Source organism: Kribbella sp. NPDC051952 (assembly GCF_040680855.1).
Classification (GTDB): domain Bacteria; phylum Actinomycetota; class Actinomycetes; order Propionibacteriales; family Kribbellaceae; genus Kribbella.
In genome coordinates, this window is the sequence record NZ_JBFAXQ010000001.1 from 378,052 (window position 1) to 404,396 (window position 26,345).

Sequence of the window (26,345 nt, forward strand, 5' to 3'; positions counted from 1 at the left end):
AGATCTAGTGGCAGGGAACGCCGAGTAGGTGCCGGCCGTCGTGCATCAGCTCGTGCAGGTACATCCCGGACTGGGAGACCGCACCCTGGTCGAACCCGACCAGGTAGGCGAGCAGAAGCATCAGACCGACGCTGAGCAGCGAGACGGCGAGAAGCCGGGGAGAGAGTGCCGGTACGGCGACCGAGCGGGCAGGAGCTGCCATCGTGACCTCCTGGGGAAGTGCGCGTCCCCTTCGAAAGGCTGCTGGTGCCCGAGCGTCCTGACTCACGAGCCGAAGCTCGCTCACAGTGGCGCGGCCGTGCCGGACTCTCACCGGCTTCCCTCATGGCACCGCAGTTTGTCCCTCGAACCGTAGGTGCACGGGCAGAGCCCGGTCAACGTGGTACGGCGCGCCGGTGATGTATCCCACCCTACGAACTAAGTAGTGCGGCGCGACGGTGTCGCATCTACTCTGACAGGATGCCGTCGGCTCATCACCTCATCGCGTTCGCGATCACGTCGTTCGTCCTCATCGTCATTCCCGGCCCGAGCGTGCTGTTCATCGTCGGGAGAGCGCTCGCTGTCGGGCGGCGGGAGGCAGTACTGACCATGCTCGGCAACACCATCGGCGCCGCGGTGATGCTGGTCGCGGTCGCCCTCGGCCTGGGCACGCTGATCGCCGCGAGCGCGATCGCGCTGACCGTGGTGAAGCTCGCGGGAGCGGCGTACCTGATCTATCTAGGTGTGCACGCGTTCCGGACCCGGAAGTCGCTGGTCGAGGCGATGACCAGAGGCGTGAAGCCCGGCAACAGCCGTAAGACGGTGCGACAGGGCTTCCTGGTCGGAGTCACCAACGCGAAGACGGCCGTGTTCTTCGCCGCCGCGCTGCCGCAGTTCGTGGACAAGGGCGCGAGCAGCCCGGCCTGGGTGCAGATCCTCATCCTCGGCCTGATCTTCATCCTGATCGCGCTCTGCTCGGACAGCGTCTGGGCCGTCGTCGCCGGCACGGCGCGCGAGTGGTTCGCTCGCTCACCGCGCCGGCTCGAACTGGTCGGCGGCACCGGCGGCCTGATGATCATCGGCCTCGGCGCCAGCATCGCCGTGACGGGCTCTAAGGAGTAGCGGTCCGCCGACCCGCCTGTACGCCGATCAGCGCGAACAGGGCCGGGAGTCCGAAAGCCACCAGGTACGCCGTCACCGCCGAGTGCGGCTCCAATGCGGCGAAGAGTGATCCACCGACGGCCAAGATCGTTGCCGTCGACAACGAGTCGCTGAGCTGCGCCGCGGAACTGTTGGTGCCTTGCTCCTCGCGCTCGGAGTACTCGAGCACGAGCACCGACAGCGTCGGGAAGACCGTCCCCATGCCGAGACCGGTCAGGCTCCAGCCGAAGATGGCGACCACGACCGGGACATGCGGGTTGAGGGTCAGCACGGCGGTCGCGATACCGAGCACGATCGAGACCATGCCCGCCTGCAGGAACACCCCGTGGGAGAACGGCTGCTTCGGCCGGCCGCGGTACCAGGACGCGGCGGTCCAGCTCAGCGCACTCACCGTCAGCACCAGGCCCGCGAGCGACGGCGACAGACCGCGCTCCCGGGTCAGCATCAGCGGCAGGAACACCTCGGACCCGAACCCGGCCGCGGCCACCAGCCCTCTCAGCGCGATCACCGACGGCAGCCCGCGGCCGAGGACGAACGTCCGGCGCGGAAGCAGCTTCGGCCCGAACACAACCACCGCGGCCAGTCCGAGCGCCAGCAGGACGACCTGGAGTACGCCGCGCTGCTGGCCGCCGTAGTAGAGCAGGCCGACCCCGATCGCGGCGGCGACCGCCCACATCGCCCGCTTGTCCCACAGTCGTCCCGTCCGTGGCTCGTGCGCGGTGCCGTGCGCCAGGCCGGGCCGCATCACGAGAGCGGCCGGGATCGCGATGGCCGGTACGGCGAGGAACACGATCCGCCAGCTGGCGTGCTCGACGATCAGCCCGGCGATCGCGGGACCGACGAGGGACGGCACGACCCAACCGGTCGCGAACGCGGCGAAGATGCGCGGGCGCAACCGGGCCGGATACAGGTGCCCGACGACGACGTACAGCGCGACTGTCAGCAGCCCGGAGCCGAACCCTTGGATGATCCGGCCGGCGACCAGGATCTCCATGGACGGCGCCAGGCCGGCGATGATCAGGCCGGCGAGGAACCACGCGGTCCCGTGCCAGAGCGGGCGGGTCGGTCCTTTGAGGTCGCTCCAGGTGCCGGAGACGACCATCGCGACGACACCGGACGCGAGTGGGCCACCGAACGCGAGGGCATAGAGGCTGAGTCCGTTCAGCGATTGGGCGACGGTCGGCATCGCCGTCGCGACCGCGAGGGCTTCGAAGGCGACCAAGGTGATCAGGGCAACCATTCCGACCGTCAGCGCCCGGTACCGCGGCGAGAGGACGCCGCCGGTGTCAGGAGGCAGGTCGGTGCTGGGCTCGGCAGTGGTGGTCATGCCTAGAACCCTCGGATATCAAGTGCACTTTAAGTCAAGCGCATTTTTCACAGCACCGCGGCGAGCACCAGCGCGGCGATCGGCGGGACGGCCTGGGTGGCCGCGGCCTGCAGCATCCGGCGGTCGGAGGCGACCAGGACGAGACCGGCACCCGCCATGCAGGCGCAGGCGAACAACGCGATCGCGTGCCCCTTGTCACCGCCCCAGATCAGCCCACCGAGCGCGCCGATGGCCAGGAACAGGTTGTAGAACCCCTGGTTGAACGCCCACGGCCGCGCCGCGGCTGCCTCGGTCTCGTCCTTGACCAGGAACCGCTTGTACGTACTCGGCTTCCGGAACAGCAGGCTCTCCATCACAAACACCGCGACATGGAAAAGCCCGGCAATCACCACGAAGATCTGCGCGACCACGTTCATGCGCGAAACCTACTCTCAGGCCCGCCAATCCGTGCTGAAGGCGCGCGCGGGGTTGACCCTGAAGACCGCGTCTGCGACGTCCTCACCCAGATGCCGGGCGATCCGCGGCCGGAGGTGCGTGAGCAGGTACGGGATGCCGGGGCCTTCGCCTGTAGAGGCACGAGCCCGCGCGGATGTGGTGTCGCCACCAAGAAGCAGCTGGTCGGCATAACCTCCGTCGACCAACGCGGCAAGGCAGTCCATCAGCCGCGGATCGGTCGCGTTGTTGGCCCGCGACGGCCCGTCGAACGCGAGCCAAGCACCCCGCTCAGCCAACTCGAGGTGCCGCCGGTAATCCGGGAACCGATTGAGATGCCCAAGGATCACCCCCGCCGGATGTACGTCGAGCTCATCGACGAGCAGATCCAGTACGGCGTCAGCCGCGGAACCGAGCTCGTGGTGAATCGCGATCGACGCACCGGTCGCGTGATGCGCCTCGGCCGCGGCACGCATCACCAGCTCCGCATGCGCATCCAGGATGTGGAACCCACCGGCCACCTTGATCAGTCCGGCCCGGACCGAACTGTTGCCGATGCCAACGGTCAGCTCCCGGACGAAGATCTCGGCCAGCTGGTCCCGCACCTTGTCGACGAAGCCGTCCGGATAGTGCTCGCGCCGATGCAACCCGGTCGCCGCGATCAGCGAAACCCCTGTGCTGGTTGAGATTCCGGGCAACAGCTCGGCCCGTCGACCCAACCCGTGTGGCGTCCACTGCACAATCGCCTGCCCACCCGCCGCCGCGAAGGCACGAACCTCGGCCACCGCGGCAACCTCGTCGTCGAGCTCCTGTCCCGGCAGCATCGCCGAACGGAAGAACAGGTGGTCATGCGAGTCGGTCACCCCCAGCGCCTCCGGCCGCAGGTCCCCAAGGACAGTCCGAATCACGATGCCTCCTCAGCGAACGCGGCGGTAGCGAGCCGGAGTCCCGCGAGCGCCTTGGGCACCCCGACGTACGGCGCAAGATGCACGAAGACCTCGGCGATCTCGGTCGGGCTCATGCCGATCCGCCGGCTGGTGCGGATGTGTCCGGCCAACTGGGGCTCGACACCGCCGAGCGCCGCGAGTGCGGCCAGGTTGATCAGTTGCCGGTCGCGCAGCGACAGTCCTTCGCGCTGGTAGGTACCGCCGAACAGGCTGGTCACGATCCAATCGGCGAAACCTGGCGCGACCTGCTCCAACGGAGCGAACGTGGCGTCAAGCAAAGCCGGGTCCTGCAACTGGTCGAGCAACTCGTGGCCAGCGGCCTGATCGAGTACGGCGTCCTGCATCGCATCCTCCTGTAACGGTTGAACCGTTACCAACGTAACGCCTGAAGCGTTACGATGTCCAGGTGGCAGATCGGATGGAGTTCAGGCTGGACTGTGGCGCGACGTGGCTGAACCTGCTCGCCACCCGGGGCACGCACTTCGGCGACAACCCGGTGGAGCGGATCCCGACGGTCGAGCGGTTCGCCGAGTGGCTGGACCTGGTCGAGCTGGGGCCGACCCGTCCGGTGCGAGCCGCGGACCTTCAGGCCGGATGGGACCTGCGCGAGATTCTGCGTCCGATCGCGCTCGCGACTGTCGACGACGCCGTGCCCGATCCGGAGCCGGTGGAGGCACTCGGCCGCTTCCTCGACTCCGATCCCGTCACGCTGACGGTCACCGACCGCCTCGTCCGCAGCCGCCCGGCGACCACGACCGCTGCCCTCAATCGGATCGCCCGGCAAGCCGTTGACCACCTGACCGGACCCGAGCGCACTTTCCTCTTCGCCTGCTCCGAGTCGGATTGCCGGGGCGTCTTCCTGGACACCACCGGCCGCCGCCGCTGGTGTCCCAACCCGGCCTGCGCAACCAGGGGCCGGGTCCGCGCCCACCGCGCACGAAAGGCCCAGTCGGTCTGACTGGGCCTTCGCGTGTCTGTAGGTCAGCGGGAGCGGCGGGAGGTGCCGGCGCGGGAGCCGGCGGAGAAGGCTGCTGCTCCGGCGGGGCGGGACGTCGAGCCTGGGGTGCTGGTGCTGTAGGTCTTCGAGCCGCTCGCGCCCGCGCGGGCCTTGGTCCGGCTGCCGCCCCGCGCTGAGCGGGACGAACCTGCCTGCGACCCGCGCTGCTCGGACTGCGACTCGGAGCCTGCGGAGCGGCGGCCGCGGTTGCCCCGGCCCGATCCACGCGCGCCCGTCCCGCGACCACCGGAGCCTCGACCGCCACGGGTGGCGCCGGCGCTCTCGGTCTGGACAGGCTTGACGACGGGCTCGACGTACGTGCGTTCGCCCGGGGCCAGCTCGGTCAGGAGCGGGTCGCCGGTGGTGAGCTTGGTGACGGTCGCCGCGATGCCGGCCTTGCGAGTCAGGTCGCGTACGTCGCGCACCTGGTCGTCGGTCATCAGCGTGATGACCGTGCCCTCGGCACCTGCCCGGGCCGTGCGGCCGGAGCGGTGCAGGTAGGCCTTGTGCTCGATCGGCGGGTCGGCGTGGATGACCAGCGCGATGTCGTCGACGTGGATCCCGCGCGCGGCGATGTCGGTCGCGACGAGGGTCTTCGCCGTACCGTCCGAGAACGCCTCGAGGTTTCGCGTCCGGGCGCCCTGGGACAGGTTGCCGTGGAGCTCGACCGCTGGGACGCCCTGGGCGATCAGCTTCTTGGTGAGGGCCTTGGCGCCGTACTTGGTCCGCGTGAAGACGAGCGAACGGCCGGGCGCGGCGGTCAGGTCGACGAGCACCGGGAGCCGGTTCGCAGCCTGGACGTGCAGCACGTGGTGGGTCATCAGCGAGACCGGCGACTGGGCCGAGTCGACACTGTGCGTGACCGGGTTGGTCATGAATCGCTGCACAAGCACGTCGACGCCGGCGTCCAGCGTGGCCGAGAACAGCAGCCGCTGGGCGGTGGACGGGGTCGCTTCGAGGATCCGGCGTACGGCGGGCAGGAAGCCGAGGTCGGCCATGTGATCCGCCTCGTCGAGCACGGTGATCTCGACGGCGTCGAGCTTCGCGTGCCCGGCCTGGACGTGGTCCTCGAGCCGGCCCGGGCAGGCGACGACGATGTCGGCACCCTTGCGGAGGCCGGTGATCTGCGGGCCGTGACCGACACCGCCGAAGATCGTCATCGTGCGCAGGTCGAGCGCGTCGGTGAGGGGCGTGATCGAGGCCTGGATCTGGGTCGCGAGCTCACGCGTCGGCGCCAGGATCAGCGCCCGCGGGTGGTTCGGCCGGCGCTTCGTGCGGCTGGCGGCGAGCCGGGCCAACACGGGCAGGACGAACGCGTAGGTCTTGCCCGATCCGGTCCGGCCGCGACCCAGAACATCCTTACCTGCCAGGGAATCCGGCAGAGTGGCGGCCTGAATCGGGAACGGCTTGAGCACACCGGTCTTCGCGAGCGCGGCGACCAGAGCATCCGGTACGCCGAGATCCGCGAACGTAAGGTTGTCGGGGACAACGATCGGTGCGACCTCGTCGTACGTGCCGGGGGTGGCGAGCGTGGCGGACTTGTTGCTGCGAGCAACAGTCTTGGCCGGCTCGTTGCGCCGGGCACCGGAACGGCGACGCCGGTTCGGTCGAGCAGAGGTGGTAGTGGTGGTCTGTACTTGGGGGGATGTAGACGTGGGGCGGCGGGCCGCCATGTGGTGCTCCAAAAAAGTCGGGGGTCGTCCTGCCCGGCGCGGCATTGTGGCCGCGGCGCGTGGTGGTCGACTGCTGGCGCAGTGTGTTTGCGCTCACCGGCCCGAGGCAGAACTGGGCGGGCCGTCACAGACAGTCTACGGCACGCAGGGTGAACCCGCCGCGAGAATGCACAGGATGCTCGTCACAACAGCTAGGTTTCTGCTCGTGACGGCACAGACACCTTCCCCGCCCAGCCACCCCGATCACCAGTTCCGGGTCGATCCGCCGACCGCGGCCGGTGAGCGTGAACTTCTGCAAGGGTTCCTCGATTACCACCGTGGCACGCTGCTCTGGAAGGTGTCCGGGCTGACCGGCGAGCAACTGGTCCAGCGCAGTGTGGACCCGTCGAGCATGTCCCTGATCGGTCTGGTCCGGCACCTGATCGAGGTCGAGCGGTACTGGTACCAGACGTGTCTCGGTCAGCAGACCGTGCAGCCGACGTACTGGACCGACGAGTATCCGGACGGCGACTTCGACCTCGTTGACCCGGTCCAGGCTGAACAGGACCTTGAGGACTACCGGGCGATCGTGAAGGTCTCGGACGAACTCGTGGCCGGCTACGACCTCGACCACACGTTCACCCGGCCGCGGCGCGACGACGCGTACTCGGTCCGCTACCTGCTCATCCACATGATCGAGGAGTACGCGCGCCACAACGGCCACGCCGACCTCCTCCGCGAACGCGTCGACGGCCTTACGGGCGAATAGCCCGGATCAGCCCCACGACGTCGTTCACGACACCCCGCACGCCCGGGATTCGGGTCAGCCGCAACAATCGATCGACCAACGGCACCGAGCGATCGATCAATGCCTTGGTACGGCGGAGATCCTCGCTGTCGTCGTGCACCCAGAACAGCACGATGCCCATCTGCAGCAGCCACAACAGCTCCGGCAACTCCGTCTTCAGGTCCGCCGCCAGCTTCAGGTCCGACCCGTCGACGACCTGCCGGAACACGTCGACACTCGCCTCTCGCGCCGGCTGTGACTGCTCGCTGAACGGTGACAGCGGGCTCTTCGGATCCGCCGCCGTCTTGAAGAACGTCCCGGCGAACTCGTGGTACGGCGCGGCCACCTCGAGCCACAGCCGCAGTACGCCGGTCATCCGCGGCACGAACGCCTTCTCGGTAGCCAGAATCGACTCGACCGCGTCCCGGTGCTGCACCTGCAGGTGGTCGTAGTACGCCTGCATCAGGTGCTCTTTGGAGCCGTAGTAGTAGTACGCGTTGCCGACCGAAACGCCCGCCTCCTTGGCGATCGCCCGCATCGTCGTCTTCCCGTACCCCTGCTCGCGGAACAGCCGCAGCGCGGTGGACAGAATCAACTCCCGCGTCTGCTCCCCCTTAGCGGTCGCATTCTCCGTCACATCCGTCAGCGTAATCACCACCACTCAGCCGGCGCAGCCCAGCGGCCGCCTGAACCATCACTCGCGCCACCGGCCGCATCGCCGGACTCGACAGCCGTACGGCGGTAGGCCGGTGCTCCCTCGTGGACCACAGACACACGATCCACGCCCGGTCGCCGACGTACACAGCCCCGTTGTCGGCGACCACCGTCACCTCGCGCAGCGTGGCCTCGTGGTCCAGCTCCGGATAGAGAGCCCGCGCGTACGTCGACCCCGCCGCGACGAACCGCAGTCGCACCTCTCCACCCTGCCCGTTCGGCGCCGGTCGCTGTGCCGCCAGCCACTCCTTGAACCGGCGACACAGTCCGCAGTGCGCGTCGTACAGAACGGTCAGCTCGCGCATGAACTCAGTAGCCGTACGGCATCGGCTGGTTGTCTGCGACCGGGAGGACCTGGTTGGGCGCGACTGGTGGGGTGGTCATCGCGGTGAGTTGGCTGCGGTTGCGGATCATGTTGAAGATCCAGACGTTGCCCAGGTGCAGCACGCCGAGGACCAGCATCACGATGCCGAGCTTCACGCTCAGCTGCTCGAACACGCCCCGGGTGTCCACGACCACCTTGTCGGCGCGCAGGAACAGGGTCACGAACCCGAGGTTCACCAGGTAGAACCCGACCACCAACAGCCGGTTCACCGCATCGGCGAAGTCCTCGTTGCCGTGGAACACGTCGACCAGGAAGATCCGGCCGTTGTGGCTCAGGGTCCGGGCCACCCAGACCGTCAGCGGCACGGCAATCAGCAGGTAGATCAGGTACGTCGTCACGGTCATGCTCATCGCTTCCTCACTCTTGAACACGTTCAACTTCTCGTCAAGACGACCGTACGCCGATCTTTTGAACATGTTCAAGTCGCGTCCGACGTGAGCTGGGTCTCCTGCTGAGGCAGGATGGCGAACATGACGACCTGGGTGTTCGAAGGGACCGTGCTGCCGGCCGGTGAGACCGCTCGCCTCGAGTTCGGCGGCCCCGGTGACCCGGACACGCTGCCCGGGCGCTTCGGCGTACCAGGGCTGGTGGACTCGCACTGCCACCTGACGATGGGGTACGGCGAGGACGGGCCGGCGATGTTCGGCGCCGACTTCGCGGACGAGCGGCTCGGCGAGCTCAGGGCGGCCGGAGTGAGCGCGGTCCGGGACGTCGGCGGCAACCGTGAAGTCACGCTCAAGCTCGCGACCACAGCGGATGACGGCCGGCCGGTCGTGCTGGCGGCCGGGCGCTTCTTCGCTCCGCAAGGGCGCTACTTCCCGCAGATGTACACGCCGGTTGACCCGGAGGACCTGCTGGCCGCGGTCGAGACCGAGATCGCGGCGGGCGCGACCTGGCTGAAGCTTGTCGGCGACTTCCCCGAGGTCGGCCCGGACGGCCCGATCCGCGGCAGCCTGATCGGTCCGACGTACGAGCTCGACCTGATCAAGGCCATGGTCGAGACCGCCCACGCCCGCGGCGCCCGGGTCGCGGCCCACGTGACCAGTGAGCTCGTCAGCGACCTGATCGAGGCGGGCATCGACTCGGTCGAGCACGGTACGTCGCTCAACGAGAACGACCTGGAGGCACTCGGCGCCCGCGGTGGCGCCTGGACGCCGACCCTGTGCGCCTCCGTCGGTCCGGAGCCCGGCCTCACGCCGGAGCAGGAGAAGCGGCGCCGGGCCCGGTCCGACTACCTCGCCGCGGTGCTGCCGCTGGCCGAGCGGTACGGCGTCCGCGTGCTGACCGGATCAGATGTCGTCGGGACCGTCGCCGGCGAGATCGATCTCCTCGTGCAGCACGGCCTGTCCGTCGAGCAAGCACTCGTCGCCGCCTCGACCGGCGCACAGGAGTTCCTCGGCCTGGCCGGCGACGGCAACCTCGTCACGTACGACGCCGACCCGCGCGAGCACCCCGAGGTCCTCGCCACCCCGGCGGCCGTCGTACTCCACCACCGCCGGGTCCGGTGAGTCATGAAGGAGAAGGACCTGGACAAGTGGGTCACGAAGTACCGGAAGGCGTGGGAGTCCAACGATCCGGGTGACATCGCGGCGCTCTGGACGGAGGACGCCGCGTGGTACCGGCGGCCGGACGAAGAGCCGATCCTGGGACGGGACGCGATCGTGCAGGCCTGGCTGGAGGTATCGGACGCTCCGGGCGAAACGATCTTCGAGTACGAGGTGCTGGGCTTCGGCGACGGAGTCGGGTTCGTCCGCGGCTGGACGACGTACCAGACCGATCCGCCGGGTGAGTTCAGCAACCTGTGGGTGATCCGGCTCGACCGGGACCGGGCGCACGAATTCGTCGAATGGTGGATGGAAAAGCCCTAGTCGGTTAAAGTCCCGGGTAGGCACTCAGGGTGCCACCGGTCCGCGGGAAGGGCTCAGCCCACCTGATGACGAGGTCGTACGACGCATGTTCACCTCCTTTCTCGCCTGACGACGCGGACAGCAGGCTCGTAGAGAGGAGGTCGCGACGCCGACCCGAAATCTCCCGGACGACCCGAACCTGGAGCACCTGCGCAACCAGGCCAAGGCCCTGCTCAAGCAGGTCCGTGACGGCGCACCGGAGGCGGTGGCACTCGCCGCCGAGTTCCATCCCGTCCAGACGCTGGCCGATGCCCAACTGGTGATCGCACGTAGCTACGGATTCCCCAGCTGGCCACGGATCGTCCGGCACCTCGAGCTGGTCACCCGCTACAGCCGCTCGCCGCATCGCCAGTCGGTCGGTGGGCCACTCGACACTCCCGAGCAGCGCGCGGACGAGTTCCTCCGGCTGGCGACATTGCACTACGGGCAGGACGATCCAGCCCGGCAACGGTCCGCCCGGGATCTGCTCGACCGGTTCCCAGAGGTTGCCCAGAGCAACATCTACACCAAGGTGGTGGCCGGCGAGCTGGAGGCTCTCAGGACAGACCTCGCAGATCAGGCGGCTGTCGAGGGTGGACCGTACCGGTGGGAGCCGTTGCTGTATCTCACCTACAACCGCCTCGACGCGCCGCATCAGGTGGAGATCGCGCGATTACTGCTGGAGAACGGCGCGGACCCGAACGCCGGCTACCTCTGGCAGGGGATGCCGTCGCCGTTCACCGCACTGACCGGCGTGTTCGGCCGCGGTGAAGGCGATCAGCCGCCGCATCACGATCGGGTCGAGCTCGCCCGGCTGCTGCTCGACGCGGGTGCCGACCCGAACGACAGCCAGACCATGTACAACTGCGGTCCCGGCTGTCCCCCGCCGTACGACGATGTGCACCTGGAGCTGCTGCTCGAATACGGGCTCGGCCGCGGCGACGGCGGTCCGTGGCACGAGCGGATGACGACCGCGCATCCGACGCCCCAGCAATTGCTCGAGGACGAGCTCGTGTTCGCATCGTCCGCCGGACTCCTGCACCGGGTCGAGCTGGTGCTTGCCCAAGGCATCGATCCGGAGGGGCGTGGTACGGAACACCCCACCTTCTGCGGGCACCGTGCGTACGAACTGGCCGCGGTCCAGGGGCACACGGAGATCGCCGAACTCCTCCGTGCCCGCGGTGCGGACGGGCTCGACGAGGTGCATGAGGTGTTCGCGGCGATCATGCGAGGCGAGACGCCGGACATCAGCCCGGAACTGGCCGCGCGCGCCGTGGCGCGCAATCCGCATCTGCCGATCCGGGCTGCGGAGATCGGCCGGACCGAGGCGCTGGAACCGTTGCAGAAGCTGGGTTTCGACCTGAACCACATGGCCGGCTCCGCGCCGATCCACCGGGCCGCGATCAACGGTCACCTGGACACGGTCAAGAAACTGATCGAGCTCGGCGCGGACCCCGAACTGCGGGATCCGTCGTACGGCGGAAACGCGTTGGGCTGGGCCGATCACAACCATCAGCAGGCGGTGATCGACTACCTCAAGGGCTTACCGCAAGGAACAGGAACGCGCTGAACACCATCAGGTGGACGGCGCCCTGCAACAGGGTGGCCCGGCCGGTGGCAAGGGTGAGCATGCTGGTCACGACCGTGAGCGCGAACAGCACCATCTCCTTGCCACCCAGGCCGAGCACGAGCGGTCCGCTCAACCAGATGGAAGCGACCGCGATCGCCGGGATGGTCAGCCCGATGCTCGCCAGGGCTGACCCCAGCGCGAGGTTGAAGCTGGTCTGAAGACGGTTCCGCAGTGCCGCGCGTACTGCGGCAACCGTCTCCGGCAGCAGCACCAGCAACGCGATCACGACACCGACCACGGCCAGTGGTGCGCCGGCGGACTCCACAGCGGACTCGAGCTTCGGCGACACCGTCTTGGCGAGACCGACCACCGCGATCAGGCAGACGAACAACAAGCCCAGACTGAACAGCGCGACCTTCCCGCTCGGCGCGTCGGCGTGACCGTCCCCGTCCTTGTCGTCGTCGGCAGTGACCGGGAGGAAGTAGTCCCGGTGCCGGATCGTCTGGATGAAAACGAAGACGCCGTACATCACCAGCGAAGTCACACCGGCGAACGCGAGCTGGGCCGAACTGAACCGTGGACCCGACGCGCTGGTCGTGAACGTCGGCAGCACGAGGCTCAGCGTGACCAGGGCGGTCATCACTGCCAAGGCACTGGTAGACGCCTGGATCCGGAATTCCTGCACATGATGCTTGATCGAGCCGACGACGAGCGCCAGCCCGAGGATGCCGTTGCAGGTGATCATCACCGCGGCGAACACGGTGTCACGGGCCAGCGACGCGGCCTTCTCCCCGCCGGACGCCATCAGCGTGACGATCAACGCGACCTCGATGATCGTCACGGCCAGCGCGAGGATCAGTGTGCCGAACGGTTCCCCGACTCGATGCGCGACGACCTCGGCGTGATGGACGGCGGCGATGACCGCGGCGCCAAGACCGGCGCAGACCAGAATCAGCAGGATGGCGCCGAGGTCCCGGCCCCAGGACAGCAGCAGGACAACGAAGGCGAGCGGGGGCACGGCCAGACTCCAGCGCGGCAGCCCTTGGATCACGGTGGTTGTCATCCCCAAACAGTCTATCGACAATCAACTTGGCATCCGGGGACGTCGGGGTGATGCTTCTCGCATGCAGATCAGGACCGCCACGGATGCCGATTGGGCGGCCATCTGGCCGTTCTTCCACGAGATCGTCGCCGCGCGGGAGACGTACACGTACGACCCGGAGCTCACCGAGGAACAGGCACGAGCGCTCTGGATGTCACCGTCGAGTGCCGCGCAGAGCCGGACCACGGTCGCGGTTGATGCTGACGGCACCGTTCTGGGCAGCGCCAACATGTACCCGAACCGGCCGGGTCCCGGCGCCCATGTCGCCAGCGCGAGCTTCATGGTCGACGGCGCCGCCCGCGGCAAGGGCGTCGGCCGCCTGCTGTGCGAGGACATGATCACCTGGGCCACCGATGAAGGCTTCCGGTCGATCCAGTTCAACGCGGTGGTCGCGTCGAACGAGCCGGCCGTCCACCTCTGGCAGGCACTGGGCTTCCAGATCGCCGGCACCGTGCCCGAGGCCTTCAACCACCCCAAACTCGGGTACGTCGGTCTGCACGTCATGTACCGTCCGCTGCCATGACCGACAGCCGGGCTCGCCGGATGTGGAAGGCGCTAGAGCCCTACCACGCCATCACGTACTTCTCCCCGGACACCAAGCAGGCGACCGACGCGCTCGGCCTCAAGGGCGGCTGGATGAGCTACTTCGCCTGCCGGGCAGCTCCCCTCGGCCCGGTCGGACCAGCCGTCGTCGCCGCGTCGTTCTACAGCTTCCACCCGGCGATGGTCGCGCGCGCCTTGCCGGATGCCTGGAGCTTCGCGAGCCCTACACAGTTGCTCGAAGCCCGGTTGAGCGCGGTAGACAACGCCGTACGACGTTTGCTGCCGGACGGATCGTTCGACCGGGCGGCCGAAGTGGCCCGTCGCGCGGCTGAGTTGGCGCCGGTCGCGGGAAGGCCGATTGCTGCGGCCAACGCGGCGCTGGAGTGGCCGGACGAGCCGCACCTGGTGTTGTGGCAGGCGACGACGATCCTGCGGGAGTCACGTGGCGACGGGCACGTCGCGGCACTCGTCGGCGCCGAACTTACTCCGTGTCAGGCGTGTGTGACGATCTCCGCCGACGGTGGGCCGTCGAAGCAGGTCTTACAGCTTGCGCGTCGGTGGAGCGACGAGGAATGGGCAGCCGCCGAGGAGGATCTGGCTGCACGTGGGCTGCTGGCTGACGGCGTACTGACGGAGGCAGGCCGCAGGCTGCGGCAGCAGGTTGAGGACACCACAGACGCGCTGGCCGAACAGGGGTGGCGAGCGCTCGGCGACGACCTCATCAGCGAGTTGCACGACCTCGTGCACCCACTGAGCGCGAGGTTGATGTCCGCCGAGCTTCTTCCGCCGGACAATCCGATGGGAATGCGCTGGGGCTAGAGGCGCTTCGCGACGAGTTTGATGGAGGCGGCCAGGTCTTCGCCGGTGGGTGCCTTGTCGGGGTCGAAGAGGTAAAGGGCGACGACCCCGAGCAGCAACGCCTGGAAGAACGCGCCGACCCGCTGAACCGTCTCCGGGTCCGAGTCCTCATCCACCCCACCGAACAGGTGGGCGACGCCCTCGCGAGCCTCACCCTGCAACTTCGAGAGCTCGGCGAGTAGCTCCGGCATGTGCGCGCCGAGGCTGAGCACCTCGAACTGCGTTGTCCACAACGCCTTCACGCCCGGGGCCGACAGGCTCTCGACCGCCTGCCTCCACGTCTGGACGAACCGCTCCTGCGGGTCCGCACTCGCCGCTCCGGCGCTCATCGTCTGCGCGACTTCGACGCCCCACTGATCCAGCGCCTCGCGCATCGCCTCGTTCAGCAGCGCTTCCTTCGAGCCGAAGTGGTACCCGATCGCCGCCAGGCTGACGCCGGCCGCGGTCGCGATGTCGCGCGCGGTGGTCCGGCTGTAGCCCTTCTCGAGCAGACACGTCTTCGCGCCTTCGACCAGCGCCTCCCGGTTTCCCATCCACAGAGCGTAGCACAGCCGTCTTATACGAATGTCTTGCACATTTGTCTAAGACCGTCGTACAGTCGTCGCATCAACCACTTCGGCAGGAGGCTTCTGATGACTACGGTTCTGATTTCCGGTGCGAGCGTGGCGGGTCCGGCGTTGGCGTACTGGCTGGATCGCTACGGCTATAAGACGACCGTGGTCGAGCGCGCTCCGGCGCCGCGGCCCGGCGGCTACGCGGTCGACTTCCGCGGCGCCTCGATGAAGGTGCTCGACCGGATGGGCATCCTCGAGGCCGTCCGGGCGAAGGCGACCAACATGGGCGACATCACCTACGTGAATGAGCAGGGCAAGCGCGTCGCGAGCACTCCGCCGAGCGCTCTTAGCGGTGAGTTGGAGATCCTCCGCGGCGACCTGGTCGAGATCCTGTACTCGCGGACGTCCGACACGACCGAGTACATCTTCGGCGACTCGATCGCCTCGCTCTCGCAGGATTCGGACGGCGTGGACGTTGTGTTCGAGAGCGGGCTGCGGCGTCGGTTCGATCTCGTCATCGGTGCGGACGGGGTGCACTCGAACGTACGGCGGCTGGCGTTCGGCCCGGAGTCGTCGTACCTGCAGGAGCTGGGCTACTACGTGTCGGTCAGTACGGTCGCCAACCACTTGGACCTCGATCACACCGGCAAGATCCTGAACGTGCCGGGCAAGACGGTCGGGACGTACAGCGCCCGTGGCAACGCCGAGGCGAAGGCGCTGTTCTACTTCGCATCGGACCCGTTGGACTACGACCGGCGTGACATCGAGTCGCAGAAGGCAATCATCGACGGGCAGTTCGCCGGGATCGGCTGGGAGGTGCCGACGCTGCTGGCGGGGATGCGGCAGGCGCCGGACTTCTACTTCGACTCGACCAGCCAGGTCAAGCTCGACAGCTACTCCCGGGGCCGGGTCGCGCTGGTCGGTGATGCCGGGTACTGCGCCTCGTCGCTGTCCGGGATGGGGACGAGTCTGGCGATCGTCGGTGCGTACGTGCTCGCCGGTGAGCTGCACGCGGCCGGCGGTGACCACGAGCAGGCGTTCTCGGCGTACGACGTACGAATGAAGGACTTTGTCGCGGCGTGCCAGAAGATGGCGCACGAGGGGGCGATGTGGTTCATCCCGGGGACCAAGTGGTTCATCAAGGTGCGGAACCTAACCTTGCGGATGATGCCGTACTTGCCGTGGCGGAAGCTGATCGAACAGGTGCCGCTGAAGGTGGGAAACTCGATCGAGCTCAGGACGTACTCGTCGTCCGAAGGCCGGCCTCGGCAGCCCGCAGCACAGCCGCGGTGAGGGCGTCGAGGATGCCGGACTCGAGCTTCCAGTGCTGCCAGTACAGCGGTACGTCGATGTACTTGCCTGGAGCAACTTCCACCAGGCGGCCGGCGGCCAGCTCGGGTCCGGCGACCTGGTCCTCGATCATCCCCCACCCGAGGCCGATCCGGACCGCCTCGTGAAACGGCGCCGAGGCCGGGATCGCATGCGTCGGAGGGTCCAGTTTGCGGCGGGTGACCTTGCGGATCAGGCGATGCTGGAGCACGTCCTTCTCGTTGAACACCACCATCGGCGCCTCCGCGAGTGCCTCGGGCAACGGCTTGCCTTCGAGCCATCGTTCGGCGTACTCGGGCGTGGCGAGGGCGAGGTAGCGCATCGTGCCGAGCCGTACGACGCGGCAGCCCTGGACCGGTCGTGGGTCGGCAGTCACCGCGGCGAGAACGGTGCCGTTGCGGAGGAACTCGGCCGAGTGTTCCTCATCCTCCTGGTGGACGAGGAATCTAGCGTTGTGGGTCTGGGACAGGTCGAGCATCGCGGGGAGGAACCAGTTGTTGAGCGAGTCCGCGTTCACCGCGAGCGGGATCCTCAGCGCGTCGACGGTGCCGCGGATTGCGGTGATCGCCTCGAGTTCGAGCAGCGCCACCTGGCGCGCGAGGCGGAGGAGCGCCTCGCCGGCCGCGGTCGGCCGGACCGGCTTACCTCGCATGACGGCGACCTGGCCGAGGCGGCTCTCCAGTGCCTTGATCCGTTGACTGACCGCGGACGGCGTCACCCGTAGCCGACGGGCCGCCGCGTCGAAACTGCCTTCGTCCACAACGGCGGCAAACGTCTCCAACTGCCCCGAATCAAACTGCACATGTCCTCCCTCCAGCTTTAGCAATCCTAATGGCGCGTGAGAATCTTTAGCTGGTTTGACGGAGTGGAGCTACCTACGGTCGAAGGTATGCCCCTCCTCGCCGGCTTCGCCACGACGCTGACTCTGATCGTCGCGATCGGAGCGCAGAACGCCTTCGTGCTGCGCCAAGGCCTACGCCGTGAGCACGTCCTATCCGTCGTACTGATCTGTTCGCTGTCCGACGCGTTGCTGATCTCGAGCGGCATCGCGGGCCTCGGCGCCTTGTTCGGCCGTAGTCCGCTCGCCCTCGAGATCGCGAAGTACACCGGCGCCGCCTTCCTCTACGCGTACGCCGTGGTCGCCGCGAGACGTGCCCTCCGCCCCGGCTCCATCAACCAGGCCGACCACACCCCAGCCGCCCTCCGCAGCGTCCTGCTCACCACGCTCGCCTTCACGTACCTCAACCCCCACGTCTACCTCGACACCGTCATCCTGCTCGGCTCCCTGGCCAACCAGCGCGGCACCGACGGCCGCTGGTTCTACGGCCTGGGAGCCGTCACCGCCAGCTTCACCTGGTTCTTCTCCCTGGGCTTCTTCTCCCGCAAACTCTCCCCCGTCTTCGCCCGCCCCAGAGCCTGGCAATACCTCGACACCGCCATAGCCCTCCTCATGACCTCCCTAGCCACCTGGATGCTCCTCCCCTGACCTATCCACAGGCCTCGGTTCGCGCCTCAAGCCCGATCGTCATCGGTGTATTATTGGTGGCAACACGGCCAGCCCCTCTGCCTCAAGGCACGGGCTGGTTTTCTTTTCCTGGGGGACCACCGTGACCACCTACACCAAGCCCCACCTCACCTTCACCGACCAGGTCAGACTGCTGAAAAGCAGAGGACTGCTCATCGACGACGAGGCCGAGGCGGAGCACCTGCTGAGCGTCATCGGCTACTACCGACTGAGCGGCTACTGGTACTCCTACCGTCGGCTCGACGGAGGTGTCCGTGCCGATCAGTTCGTCGAGGGCACGAGCTTTCGTCAGGTGGTTCGCCTGTACGACGTCGATCGCCAACTGAAACTGCAGGTCCTCGACGCAGTCGAGCGGATCGAGATCGCGGTTCGCGTGCTGATCGGCTTCACCCTCGGACGACGCGGTGCGTACGCGCACCTGGACGGCGGGCATCTCGACGGCCGATTCACACAGTCGAGCGGGAGCCGACCGAGCACCTACGACCGATGGTTGCGGAAGGTGCTGGCAGCCCAGACGAGGTCGTCGGAGGATTTCGTCGTGCACTTCCAGCACAAGTACGACGGACGCCTGCCGGTCTGGGTGCTGACCGAGATCCTCGACTTCGGCTCGATGAGCTATCTCTTCCAGGGGCTGAAGGCGTCAGATCGCAATGAGATCGCTGCCAGGCTTGACGTTCTGGACCGGCGCGGCGACGGCAACGGTGGCGCGCTGGCCAACTGGTTGCGGGTCCTCAACTACGTCCGGAACGTCTGCGCCCATCACTCTCGCCTGTGGAACAGGAATCTCGCCGACCAGCTCGCACCGAGCCATCTACGCTCGATCCCGGACCTGCGTCATCTGACCGATCATGAGGTGTCGCACTCCCGAATCTATTCGACGCTGTGCGTGATCGCATTCCTGCTGGCTCGCGTGGCACAGCGGCCCCAGTGGGCGACACAGGTCCGACAATTGATCGGCGAGGGGATCCCCGCCTGTGGGCGCGGGGTTCACGAGCTGGGGTTTCCGCACGGATGGATGGCTGAGCGTCCGTGGGTGAGGTGAGTGGAGGTTGTGGATGGACGTTACGGTTTTGTGTGATGCGGTGGGGGTGTTTCCGGAGGGGGTTGGGGACGCGTTGCCGGGGTGGGACTCGGAGCGGGCTGGGTGGACCGCGGAGGTTGCTCCGGGCAACGTTCTGGGTGAGGGGTGGTGGCTGCATTTCCATAGTTACTTGGTGACTGGGGATGCGGGGATTGTGTTGGTGGATGCGGGGGTTGGGCCGGCGGGCGGGGAGGCGGCCGAGTGGTTGGGGGTGGCGGGGCGGTTGCCTCGGTTGCTGGAGATGGCGGGGGTCGGGGTGGGCGAGATCGATGCGGTGGTGTTGACGCACGTTCATCTGGATCACGTGGGGTGGAGTGCGGAGGGGGAGCTGCCGCGGTTTCCGAACGCGGAGTACGTCGTACAGCGGGACGAACTCGAGCACGTCCGCGGCGGGACGACGTACGAGCGGATGATCCGGCCGATTGTGGATGCGGGGCAGTTGCGGGTTGTGGACGGGGAGACGCGGCTGCGCGGGATGCGGTTGGTGCCGACGCCGGGGCATACGCCCGGGCATCAGTCGGTGGTGACCGAGCGGGCCGTACTCGGTGGTGATGTGCTGGTGCATCCCGCGCAGGCGCGGTGGCCTGAGCTCACTTATGTGTACGAGCGTGATCCGGCGCTGGCCGTGACGTCGCGACGCGAGGTGCTCGCGATGGCTGCCGAGTTGGGTGTCCCGATCGCGGCCGCGCATCCCCACGCCGCCCTGTCAGCTGACGCCCGCCCGGTCGTCTCGGCGGGCGACGGCCTCACCGTCTGCCCGCCGTACAAGCTCTAGCGGTACAAGCCTCTAGCGGTAGCCGGCGGTGTCGGCGGGTTTGCCGGGGTCTTGGACTTCGACGATGTAGCGCCACGCGTCGGGGCGGCTGCCGTCGAGGTCGGTGAAGTTGTAGAGCTGGGCGAGTTCGCCGCTGGAGGTGGACTTGCCGTTCCAGCGGCGTACGTCGGGATCGGCGGCGAGGGCCGCTACCGCGCGACCGACGTACGACGGGCTTTCGGAGATCGCGAAATGCGGGATCTGCTCGGTCGCGTCGTGCCAGTTGTCCTCGGTCACGCCGAAGCCCTCGAGCATCGCCTCGGAGCGGAGCCAGCCGGGCGTGAGCAGTACGGAGGTTGCGTCGTACTTGTCGAGTTCGTGGGCGAGAGCGAACGCCATCCGGCTGACGGCACCCTTCGCGACGTCGTAGTAGAACGAGACGCGGTAGTTGTCGGCGTTGTACTCGTTCGTGCCGTCGGTCATCTCGATGACGAGCCCGCCGGGTGACTTGATCAGCAACGGCAGCGCGTAGTGGCTGGTGATCGCGTGCGTGTGGATGCCGAGTTGCAGCAGCCGCAGACCGCCCTCGAGGTCGCTCTCCCAGACCGTCTTGTCCCACTCGGGTTCGCCGTGCTGACCCCAGATGTCGTTCACGAGGATGTGCAGCGCACCCTGCTCGCGCTCGATCCGGTCGATCAAGTCGCGCACCTGCTCAGGCACGAGATGGTCGACCGGTACGGCGATGCCCTTGCCGCCGGCCGCGTCGATGAGCTCCGCGGTGTCCTCGATCGTCTCCGGCCGGTTCATCTCGGACCGACCGGCCCGGGTGCTGCGACCGGTCACGTAGACGGTCGCGCCCGCGGCGCCGAGCTGGACCGCGATCCCCCGCCCGGCCGCCCGGCTCCCGCCGGTCACCAGTGCCACCTTCCCCGCCAACGACTGCATACCCGCACTCTCCTTTTCCATACGCTGTATGTTTATGTACCATACGACGTATGGTTACAGCTGGCAAGCGCTCCGGGCGGCCCCGGGCTGGTGAGGAGCGGCTGAGCCGGGAGGCGATCCTGACCGCGGCACTGCGGATCGTCGACGACGAGGGCATCGACGCGCTGACCATGCGCCGGCTGGCCGCGACGCTCGAGGTCAACCCGATGTCGCTGTACCACCATCTGCCCAACAAGGCCGCGGTGATGGCCGGGCTGGCGGAGCTGGTGTTCGCCGATCTCGAGTACCCGGACCCGGGTGACTCGGTGCCTTGGCAGGAGCAGTTGAAGGACGCGGCTCGGGCCTATCGCAATGCGCTGCGAGCGCATCCGAATCTTGCGTTGCAGGTGCTGTCGGATACGTCGGCGGTGTCAGATGTCGTGGTCGTGACGGTCGAGCCGTACTACCGTGCGCTCGATCGGGCCGGGCTGTCGGCACGGCAGATCTTCGAGTCGGCCAACACGATCGTGGATTTCATTCACGGATTCGCGTTGGGCGAGGCTGCGGTTCGGGACGAGACGTTTGATCTCGCGCCCGACCTGCTCACGCGGGTCGAGGGGCTTCCGGCCGGCAAGGCGCCGACGTTGGTGCGGGTTGTGGGTGAGCTGGGCGCTGAAGGGCTCGCTTACGACTTTGACAGTGGGTTCGAATCCGGGCTGACGGTGTTGACCGAGGGCATAGCTGCGGTGGCTCGGCGGGGGCGGTAGCGCGAGATCGCTACGCCGATCAGGCAGAGCACACCGCCGCCGTACGCGAGTGGTGCCGGGCTCTCGTCGAGCAGGAGCCAGCCCAGGAAGATCGTTAGCGGGGGAACGAGGTACGTCGTTGCGCCCATGCGGCCGGCCGTGGTCCGAGCCAGGGCGTAGGCCCAGGTGGTGAAGGCGATCGCGGTGGGGAAGGCGCCGAGGAACACGACCCACCAGATGGTCGATGGGCGGGCGTCGGCGGTTTCCTTGACCAGGGTCGGTGCGAACGGCAGGCAGGCGACGGCGCCAATGAGACAGGACAGCCAGGTCACCTCGAGCGCCGGGAGTCGGGCGAGCAGCGGCTTCTGGGAGACGACGCCGATGGCGTACGCGGCGGCCGCTACCAGGCAGAGCAGGACGCCCACGGTCTCGGCTTTACCTGAGGATGAGGACAGGCCGATCAGTACGACGCCACCGAAGGCGGCGATGCTGCCGATCACCAGTTGGCGCGGGAAGCCCTCGTGGAGGAGTACGCCGGCCAGGAGGGCGATCAGGAGTGGGCCGATGTTGACGAGCATCGCGGTGGTTCCGGCGTCGAGGCGGTGCTCGGCTTCGTTCAGCGCGAGGTTGTAGACGCCGAACCAGAGCAGGCCGCAGACCAGGAGGAACTTCCAGTCCGACTTTGCCGGCCAGCGCCGTGGGCGGGTGAACACGAAGATGCCGAGCAGGAGGCTGCCGACCAGCAATCTGCCGAGGGACAGGGCACCGGCTGAGAACTCCTGGCCGACGTGGCGGATCGCGACGAACGCCGATGCCCACAGCACTACCGTCACCGCAGCCGCGCCGGCGGCCTGCATGCCCTGTTTCCTCATACTGTTGGAACGTCCTGTCTGCTCATGATGTGAGGCTAGGTGTCGGATGGTTCGGTGGGCACCGAATTGCGTGGTGCGGGGAGGGCGAACGGTACGACGAAGGCCGTCAGCAGCACCGGGATGGTGAGACCGGCGACCAGGATCGACATTGTGAACCAGACCGAACCCACCGCGAAGCCGGCGTAGACGGCGACGGCGAAGACCTCGGCGAAGAACCCGGAGACCGAGGTGACGGTCGCTCGGGCCGGCCCGGTGATCGAGTCCTGGAGGCGCGCTTCCGCGACCACGATCACCAGTTGCATCACGCCGTACCCGAGGGCGATCGGTAGGAAGCCCCAGATCGAGCGGCTCAACGAACCGGATGCGATCAGTACCGCGGTCGCGCCCAGTCCGATCGCGAAGGTTGCTGCTGGCAATCTATAGGCCGGTCCTGCGAGCGCTCCTCCAATGGCTTGAGCCGCTACCGTCCCGGCGATCACCAACGGAATCACGCCCGTGGCTGCGCCGGCTTCCCGAGCCAACAACGGGAAGTACTCGTCGAAGGCGAGAAACCCACCCAGCAAGGCGACCAGCCCAACCGCCCTGCGCACACTCCGGCTGGTCAGCACCTCCCCGACGCCTGACCGAAGCATGTGCAGGTACTCCGAAAACGCCTCCCGAGCAGGCGAGGAATCCTCTGGCTCCACTTCCCCCGCAGACCCACCAGCCGCTCCTGGTAATGGGGTGGGAGAAGTAGAAGAAGACCCCACCGAGCTGGTGGCCGGCGTCTCATCCGCCCCCACCCTGAACCCGGTCGGTGCACCTGGTGTGGAGGGGGTGGGAGGAGTTGCCGCCGGCATGGAGGATTCGGCTTCGTCGTCGGGGGCTGTTGTGGCTGGGGCTTCGGGGAGGGACCAGGCGACCGCGGCTTGGGCCAGGCAGCTGAGGATGCTTACTACGCCGGCGAGGATGTAGCCGCCTTGGTTGAAGAGGGGGGTGGCCAGGGCTGTGGCGGTCAGGTTGGTCAGGAAGGAGGCCGAGCGGGCTCGGCCTAGGAGGGTGGCGTAGCGGGAGGTGCGGTTGCGGGCTGCTAGTTCGTCGTACACGAAGGCTTCGAAGGTGCCGGAGATCAGGGCTGAGGACATGCCCCAGAGGACGAAGCCGAGCGCGAAGCCGGCGAACGACGGCAACGTGATCCAGGCGGCGTATCCGAGCCCGCTGAGCACGGCACCGAGCACCAGCAGCTTGCGTCGGGAGTACGTGTCCGCCCAGGCACCGGACGGGATCTCGAGCACGAACGTGGTCGTCGACCAGATGACGAACAGCGTCGAGATCTGGGCAGCCGACAGTCCATGGTCCGCGAACAGCAGCTGGTACAGCGGATACAGCGGGATGAAGTCCTGCAGCGCCTCGTAGGCGACGATGCGCGTGGACAAACCGCGCGGCAGGCGATCGGGTCGGTCAGAACGTCAAAGGTGCGGACTCGGATATCTCATGCCTAGAAGATACGGCGATTTCACCGTCCGAGCAGCGCCTTTGTTCCAGGTGTGGATAAGTGCAGCACCTGATACCGCGTCCCCGGCACCGAACCGGGCTCCGGATCGCTCCACAACGTGAAGAACACGAGCTCCCACCGCGCCGGATCCACCGCCAGCGCAGCCGAATGCACACCCTCAAGAGCCGCGGTCTGCCGAAGAGTCTCCACCGCGGACGCGACCGGCTCGGCCGGATCCACGTCCGGCTCCAACAGCACCGTGTGCTTCGTCGCGCTCACCCCCGGCTGGTCCACGTCCGGACCCGCCAGCGCCTCCACCCCGGACCAGTGCCGCACCGGCGGGCGTCCGAACGACGAACAGATCCCGGTGAAGAACCCGCCGCCCCACAGGAACTTCGCCATTCCGGCCTGGTCGTTCCACAGGTAGAACGGCGCGTACTGGTTCACCATCGCGCCGTTCGCGCGGTCCTGGATCAGGTACGCCTTCAGCCCCATCCCCTCGAAGTTGTCCAGCCGCGCCGCGTTCGTCTCGACCCGGCGCCGGATGATCCCCATGTCGTAGTCGGTCGGCAAGGTGATCTCGTACTGCATCGCGTCCACGGCACACCCTCTCGATCAGTTGCCGAACATACTAGTAGGTACAGAAGTAATTGACGAGCGATATGCACCGGAGTTCCGTCACAGTAGGGCGATGGGCGATGTGATCGAACGGTTCTGGGCGAAGCTGCCGGAGGGCAGCCGGGACGCCCTCGTCGACGGGCTCAGCCCGTCCGAACTGCAGTCGGTGCTGCTGGACGTGAGCCGCGAACGGGCCGCCAAGGTGACGCCGGCCCGGCTGCTGCAGCGCTGGCAGCAGGACCGGTTCGTACGACCGTCACCGGTCGATCCGCGCCGGCTCGTGAAGACGCAGCAGCTCCTGTGGGACCGCCTGCCCGAGAAGTTCACCGGCGTCCAGCTGTCCCCGGTCACCCCGCTCGGCACGTGCTCCGCGGTCGCGAACATCAACCAGCACCAGGTCCTCAGCACGATCCGTGGGACCGAGGTGGCCAGTGACCCGACCAACGAGCTCGCGATCGAAGCCGCCGTACGACGTCGTGCGGGGCAGGCGCGGGTCGACCTGGCCACGTGCCAGCGCGTCGTACGGGCGCAGCCGGTGGACGGACCGGGGATGACCGCGCACTTCGAGCTGTTCGTGCTCGTCTCGAGTGCGCGCGACACCGGCTCAGGGCGGACCGAGGCCGAGCTGCTGATCGACCACTTGCGCTTCTGGCACGACGTACTGGGTGACGGGGCCGATCTGGCGTTCACCATGTTCACACCGTCCGCTGTGCGAGAGCGGATCGACGACACGGTCCGACCGGCCTTGAAGGTTGACCTCAAGGAGGACGCCGAGCGGACCAAGAGCGCGACGTACTACACCGGTACGGCGATCGACATCGGCCGCGATGGCGAGGGCCTGGGCGACGGCGGCTTCACCACCTGGACCGCGGACCTGCTCGGCGACCAGAAGGAACGCTGCCTGACCTCGTGCATCTCGACTGAACGCCTGACGGCTATCGGAGCTTGAGCAGTCCCGCATCGGTCGGCCGGAACCCGATCGCGTCCTCGTAGAACGCCTTCAGGTGTGGTTCGTAGTCGACGTGCAGCCACTCACACCCGGCCGAGCGGGCCTCCTCGGCAGCCGTGAGTACGAGCTGCTTGCCGATACCTTGCCGGCCGTGGTCCGGGTGGACGGCGGTGTCCAGCACGAACGCGTGCGCACCGCCGTCCCAGCACACCTGCACGAACCCGACCAGCTGATCGTTGCTGAAGGCCCCGACCCACGTCAGAGCCCAACGCTGCAAGCGCTCCGCCCAAGGCTCCAGCACGACGTCACTCCCGAACGCCACCGCGTGCAACGTCGACAACTCCCGATCACCCACCGGAAACCGCACCACGTACTTCACCGCGCCTCCGCCGAGAGCAATCCCGCAGCGGCCTCCAACCGGGCGACCCACGCCGCGGCCGCCTCCGAGCCGTCCGGGTGGTCAGACATGCTGAGGTACCCCTGGACCATGGTCGACGGCATCACCTCGACCAGCCCCTGGCTCGTCCCGTACGCATCCACAGCCTCGCCCCACCGCTCTGGCTCCACCGACGACACCAGGAACCACGCCAGGTCCAGAACCCCGGGTGCTGCCGACACGTCCTCCCAGTCCAGCAAGGCGACCTCCCCGTCCGGACCGGTCCGCATGTGCTGTGCCGACGCATCACCGTGAACCATGGTCAGCGCACCGGCCCGCACAACGGCCCGGTCGGCTTCCATGACGTTCCCGACGAGCTTCTCCCCCGCCGCCCGCACCGGCGCGGACAGATCCGAGCGTGCCGCGAGAGCGGTCCAGGTTCGGTCGTACAGCGCAGCAACGAGGTCCTCGCCAGCGCCCAGCGGTCGTAGCCACGGCCACCGGACGTGCGCTCGCCCGGTCCACTGCTCGTGGAGAGACCGTAGGACCAGGGCGCCTGCCGCCGGCTCCGCGCCCGGTGCCCAGTCGGAGAGGTTCTCCAGCTCCAGCAGCGTTCCGTCGGCATTCGACTCGGCGACGTAGCAGGCAGGCACGCGGACCCCGACCTCCGGCGCGATCTCCCGGTAGAACCGGACTTCGGACTCGAACATGTTCAAGGTCTCGGCGATCGAGCCGGGCTCCGCCGGTGAGCGGCGTTTGATGTGGTGCATCTGGTCAGGCTAGGGCGAGCGCACGAGCGAAGC

At 67.7% G+C, this 26,345-nt stretch carries 32 protein-coding genes and 1 riboswitch; of the genes, 14 read left to right on the plus strand and 18 right to left on the minus strand.

Going from position 1 to position 26,345, the window contains the following annotated elements:
- Positions 1-4: 4 nt before the first annotated feature.
- A complete protein-coding gene (locus AB0L70_RS01790; RefSeq protein WP_363678842.1) occupies positions 5-202 on the minus strand; it encodes a CbtB-domain containing protein in 198 nt (65 codons plus the stop codon).
- 31 nt (positions 203-233) lie between these two features.
- Positions 234-380: riboswitch (cobalamin riboswitch) on the minus strand.
- 79 nt (positions 381-459) lie between these two features.
- Between AB0L70_RS01790 and AB0L70_RS01795 the strand changes: the two genes are divergently transcribed.
- On the plus strand, positions 460-1,101 hold the full coding sequence (locus AB0L70_RS01795; RefSeq protein WP_363678844.1) for a LysE family translocator: 642 nt from the start codon (positions 460-462) through the stop codon (positions 1,099-1,101).
- On the opposite strand, the gene AB0L70_RS01800 is transcribed toward AB0L70_RS01795, so the two are convergent.
- The 4 genes from AB0L70_RS01800 to AB0L70_RS01815 are packed head-to-tail and all read right to left on the minus strand — an operon-like array spanning position 1,091 to position 4,190.
- Complete coding sequence (locus AB0L70_RS01800) at positions 1,091-2,467, minus strand: MFS transporter (RefSeq protein ID WP_363678846.1); 1,377 nt, start codon at positions 2,465-2,467, stop codon at positions 1,091-1,093. The two genes, AB0L70_RS01795 and AB0L70_RS01800, sit on opposite strands and share 11 nt — an antisense overlap.
- Before the next feature lie 47 nt (positions 2,468-2,514).
- Complete coding sequence (locus AB0L70_RS01805; protein WP_363678848.1) at positions 2,515-2,883, minus strand: DUF1304 domain-containing protein; 369 nt, start codon at positions 2,881-2,883, stop codon at positions 2,515-2,517.
- Between the two features lie 15 nt (positions 2,884-2,898).
- The gene (locus tag AB0L70_RS01810) at positions 2,899-3,807 is read right to left on the minus strand and encodes a hypothetical protein (protein WP_363678850.1); all 909 of its coding nucleotides are present in this window, start codon (positions 3,805-3,807) and stop codon (positions 2,899-2,901) included.
- Positions 3,804-4,190: a carboxymuconolactone decarboxylase family protein gene (locus AB0L70_RS01815; RefSeq protein WP_363678852.1), complete on the minus strand. Its 387-nt coding sequence runs from the start codon at positions 4,188-4,190 to the stop codon at positions 3,804-3,806. The genes AB0L70_RS01810 and AB0L70_RS01815 overlap by 4 nt, the downstream gene beginning before the upstream one ends.
- 62 nt (positions 4,191-4,252) lie before the next feature.
- Here AB0L70_RS01815 and AB0L70_RS01820 point away from each other — a divergent pair, with 62 nt between their 5' ends.
- On the plus strand, positions 4,253-4,804 hold the full coding sequence (locus AB0L70_RS01820) for a CGNR zinc finger domain-containing protein (RefSeq protein WP_363678854.1): 552 nt from the start codon (positions 4,253-4,255) through the stop codon (positions 4,802-4,804).
- Between the two features lie 23 nt (positions 4,805-4,827).
- On the opposite strand, the gene AB0L70_RS01825 is transcribed toward AB0L70_RS01820, so the two are convergent.
- Positions 4,828-6,516 (minus strand): DEAD/DEAH box helicase, encoded by a 1,689-nt coding sequence (locus AB0L70_RS01825; protein ID WP_363678856.1) that lies wholly within the window; start codon positions 6,514-6,516, stop codon positions 4,828-4,830.
- A 205-nt stretch (positions 6,517-6,721) separates the two neighbouring features.
- On the opposite strand from AB0L70_RS01825, the gene AB0L70_RS01830 reads away from it, so the two are divergent.
- On the plus strand, positions 6,722-7,264 hold the full coding sequence (locus tag AB0L70_RS01830) for a DinB family protein (RefSeq protein ID WP_363678858.1): 543 nt from the start codon (positions 6,722-6,724) through the stop codon (positions 7,262-7,264).
- On the opposite strand, the gene AB0L70_RS01835 is transcribed toward AB0L70_RS01830, so the two are convergent.
- From AB0L70_RS01835 to AB0L70_RS01845, 3 genes are read right to left on the minus strand one after another with little or no spacing between them, the layout of a single operon-like run.
- The gene (locus AB0L70_RS01835) at positions 7,251-7,919 is read right to left on the minus strand and encodes a TetR family transcriptional regulator (protein ID WP_363678860.1); all 669 of its coding nucleotides are present in this window, start codon (positions 7,917-7,919) and stop codon (positions 7,251-7,253) included. The genes AB0L70_RS01830 and AB0L70_RS01835 overlap by 14 nt on opposite strands.
- Complete coding sequence (locus tag AB0L70_RS01840) at positions 7,897-8,301, minus strand: DCC1-like thiol-disulfide oxidoreductase family protein (RefSeq protein WP_363678862.1); 405 nt, start codon at positions 8,299-8,301, stop codon at positions 7,897-7,899. Before AB0L70_RS01840 ends, AB0L70_RS01835 begins: the two co-directional genes overlap by 23 nt.
- A gap of 4 nt (positions 8,302-8,305) precedes the next feature.
- Positions 8,306-8,752 (minus strand): hypothetical protein, encoded by a 447-nt coding sequence (locus AB0L70_RS01845; protein ID WP_363678864.1) that lies wholly within the window; start codon positions 8,750-8,752, stop codon positions 8,306-8,308.
- 99 nt (positions 8,753-8,851) lie between these two features.
- Between AB0L70_RS01845 and AB0L70_RS01850 the strand changes: the two genes are divergently transcribed.
- The 3 genes from AB0L70_RS01850 to AB0L70_RS01860 all read left to right on the plus strand — a co-directional run bounded on the left by AB0L70_RS01850 (position 8,852) and on the right by AB0L70_RS01860 (position 11,837).
- Complete coding sequence (locus AB0L70_RS01850) at positions 8,852-9,889, plus strand: amidohydrolase family protein (RefSeq protein ID WP_363678866.1); 1,038 nt, start codon at positions 8,852-8,854, stop codon at positions 9,887-9,889.
- Between the two features lie 3 nt (positions 9,890-9,892).
- Positions 9,893-10,249 (plus strand): nuclear transport factor 2 family protein, encoded by a 357-nt coding sequence (locus AB0L70_RS01855; RefSeq protein WP_363678868.1) that lies wholly within the window; start codon positions 9,893-9,895, stop codon positions 10,247-10,249.
- 244 nt (positions 10,250-10,493) lie between these two features.
- Positions 10,494-11,837 carry an ankyrin repeat domain-containing protein gene (locus tag AB0L70_RS01860; protein WP_363678870.1) on the plus strand — a complete coding sequence of 448 codons (1,344 nt, stop codon included), beginning with the start codon at positions 10,494-10,496 and terminating at the stop codon, positions 11,835-11,837.
- Here the strand turns inward: AB0L70_RS01860 and AB0L70_RS01865 are convergent.
- Positions 11,803-12,900 (minus strand): ionic transporter y4hA, encoded by a 1,098-nt coding sequence (locus AB0L70_RS01865; protein ID WP_363678872.1) that lies wholly within the window; start codon positions 12,898-12,900, stop codon positions 11,803-11,805. The two genes, AB0L70_RS01860 and AB0L70_RS01865, sit on opposite strands and share 35 nt — an antisense overlap.
- On the opposite strand from AB0L70_RS01865, the gene AB0L70_RS01870 reads away from it, so the two are divergent.
- The gene (locus AB0L70_RS01870) at positions 12,797-13,462 is read left to right on the plus strand and encodes a GNAT family N-acetyltransferase (RefSeq protein ID WP_363678874.1); all 666 of its coding nucleotides are present in this window, start codon (positions 12,797-12,799) and stop codon (positions 13,460-13,462) included. The two genes, AB0L70_RS01865 and AB0L70_RS01870, sit on opposite strands and share 104 nt — an antisense overlap.
- Positions 13,459-14,301 carry a hypothetical protein gene (locus AB0L70_RS01875; RefSeq protein WP_363678876.1) on the plus strand — a complete coding sequence of 281 codons (843 nt, stop codon included), beginning with the start codon at positions 13,459-13,461 and terminating at the stop codon, positions 14,299-14,301. Before AB0L70_RS01870 ends, AB0L70_RS01875 begins: the two co-directional genes overlap by 4 nt.
- On the opposite strand, the gene AB0L70_RS01880 is transcribed toward AB0L70_RS01875, so the two are convergent.
- The gene (locus AB0L70_RS01880; protein WP_363678878.1) at positions 14,298-14,873 is read right to left on the minus strand and encodes a TetR/AcrR family transcriptional regulator; all 576 of its coding nucleotides are present in this window, start codon (positions 14,871-14,873) and stop codon (positions 14,298-14,300) included. The two genes, AB0L70_RS01875 and AB0L70_RS01880, sit on opposite strands and share 4 nt — an antisense overlap.
- A 99-nt stretch (positions 14,874-14,972) precedes the next feature.
- Between AB0L70_RS01880 and AB0L70_RS01885 the strand changes: the two genes are divergently transcribed.
- Positions 14,973-16,187, plus strand: coding sequence for an FAD-dependent monooxygenase (locus tag AB0L70_RS01885; protein WP_363678880.1), 1,215 nt, complete (start codon positions 14,973-14,975; stop codon positions 16,185-16,187).
- On the opposite strand, the gene AB0L70_RS01890 is transcribed toward AB0L70_RS01885, so the two are convergent.
- Positions 16,129-17,025, minus strand: coding sequence for a LysR family transcriptional regulator ArgP (locus tag AB0L70_RS01890; RefSeq protein ID WP_363678882.1), 897 nt, complete (start codon positions 17,023-17,025; stop codon positions 16,129-16,131). The two genes, AB0L70_RS01885 and AB0L70_RS01890, sit on opposite strands and share 59 nt — an antisense overlap.
- Before the next feature lie 87 nt (positions 17,026-17,112).
- Here AB0L70_RS01890 and AB0L70_RS01895 point away from each other — a divergent pair, with 87 nt between their 5' ends.
- The 3 genes from AB0L70_RS01895 (at position 17,113) to AB0L70_RS01905 (ending at position 19,604) form a co-directional block, all read left to right on the plus strand.
- Positions 17,113-17,709: a LysE/ArgO family amino acid transporter gene (locus AB0L70_RS01895; RefSeq protein WP_363678884.1), complete on the plus strand. Its 597-nt coding sequence runs from the start codon at positions 17,113-17,115 to the stop codon at positions 17,707-17,709.
- A 121-nt stretch (positions 17,710-17,830) separates the two neighbouring features.
- Complete coding sequence (locus AB0L70_RS01900) at positions 17,831-18,790, plus strand: Abi family protein (protein WP_363678886.1); 960 nt, start codon at positions 17,831-17,833, stop codon at positions 18,788-18,790.
- 172 nt (positions 18,791-18,962) lie between these two features.
- Positions 18,963-19,604: an MBL fold metallo-hydrolase gene (locus AB0L70_RS01905; protein WP_363678888.1), complete on the plus strand. Its 642-nt coding sequence runs from the start codon at positions 18,963-18,965 to the stop codon at positions 19,602-19,604.
- A gap of 12 nt (positions 19,605-19,616) precedes the next feature.
- Here AB0L70_RS01905 and AB0L70_RS01910 read toward each other — a convergent pair whose 3' ends face one another.
- Positions 19,617-20,528 (minus strand): SDR family oxidoreductase, encoded by a 912-nt coding sequence (locus AB0L70_RS01910; RefSeq protein ID WP_363678890.1) that lies wholly within the window; start codon positions 20,526-20,528, stop codon positions 19,617-19,619.
- A gap of 50 nt (positions 20,529-20,578) precedes the next feature.
- On the opposite strand from AB0L70_RS01910, the gene AB0L70_RS01915 reads away from it, so the two are divergent.
- Entirely contained in the window at positions 20,579-21,274 is a 696-nt protein-coding gene (locus AB0L70_RS01915; RefSeq protein WP_363678892.1) for a TetR/AcrR family transcriptional regulator C-terminal domain-containing protein, read from the plus strand.
- Here the strand turns inward: AB0L70_RS01915 and AB0L70_RS01920 are convergent.
- The 3 genes from AB0L70_RS01920 to AB0L70_RS01930 form a co-directional block, all read right to left on the minus strand.
- Complete coding sequence (locus AB0L70_RS01920) at positions 21,193-22,125, minus strand: DMT family transporter (RefSeq protein ID WP_363678894.1); 933 nt, start codon at positions 22,123-22,125, stop codon at positions 21,193-21,195. The genes AB0L70_RS01915 and AB0L70_RS01920 overlap by 82 nt on opposite strands.
- Positions 22,126-22,160: 35 nt before the next feature.
- A complete protein-coding gene (locus AB0L70_RS01925; RefSeq protein ID WP_363678896.1) occupies positions 22,161-23,540 on the minus strand; it encodes an MFS transporter in 1,380 nt (459 codons plus the stop codon).
- Positions 23,541-23,620: 80 nt separating this feature from the next.
- Entirely contained in the window at positions 23,621-24,190 is a 570-nt protein-coding gene (locus tag AB0L70_RS01930; protein WP_363679947.1) for a DUF4865 family protein, read from the minus strand.
- Between the two features lie 100 nt (positions 24,191-24,290).
- Here AB0L70_RS01930 and AB0L70_RS01935 point away from each other — a divergent pair, with 100 nt between their 5' ends.
- Entirely contained in the window at positions 24,291-25,166 is an 876-nt protein-coding gene (locus AB0L70_RS01935) for a hypothetical protein (protein WP_363678898.1), read from the plus strand.
- Here the strand turns inward: AB0L70_RS01935 and AB0L70_RS01940 are convergent.
- Positions 25,153-25,545 carry a GNAT family N-acetyltransferase gene (locus tag AB0L70_RS01940; protein WP_363678900.1) on the minus strand — a complete coding sequence of 131 codons (393 nt, stop codon included), beginning with the start codon at positions 25,543-25,545 and terminating at the stop codon, positions 25,153-25,155. The two genes, AB0L70_RS01935 and AB0L70_RS01940, sit on opposite strands and share 14 nt — an antisense overlap.
- Positions 25,542-26,312, minus strand: a complete 771-nt coding sequence (locus AB0L70_RS01945) for a phosphotransferase (RefSeq protein ID WP_363678902.1) — start codon at positions 26,310-26,312, stop codon at positions 25,542-25,544. The genes AB0L70_RS01940 and AB0L70_RS01945 overlap by 4 nt, the downstream gene beginning before the upstream one ends.
- Positions 26,313-26,345 lie beyond the last annotated feature (33 nt).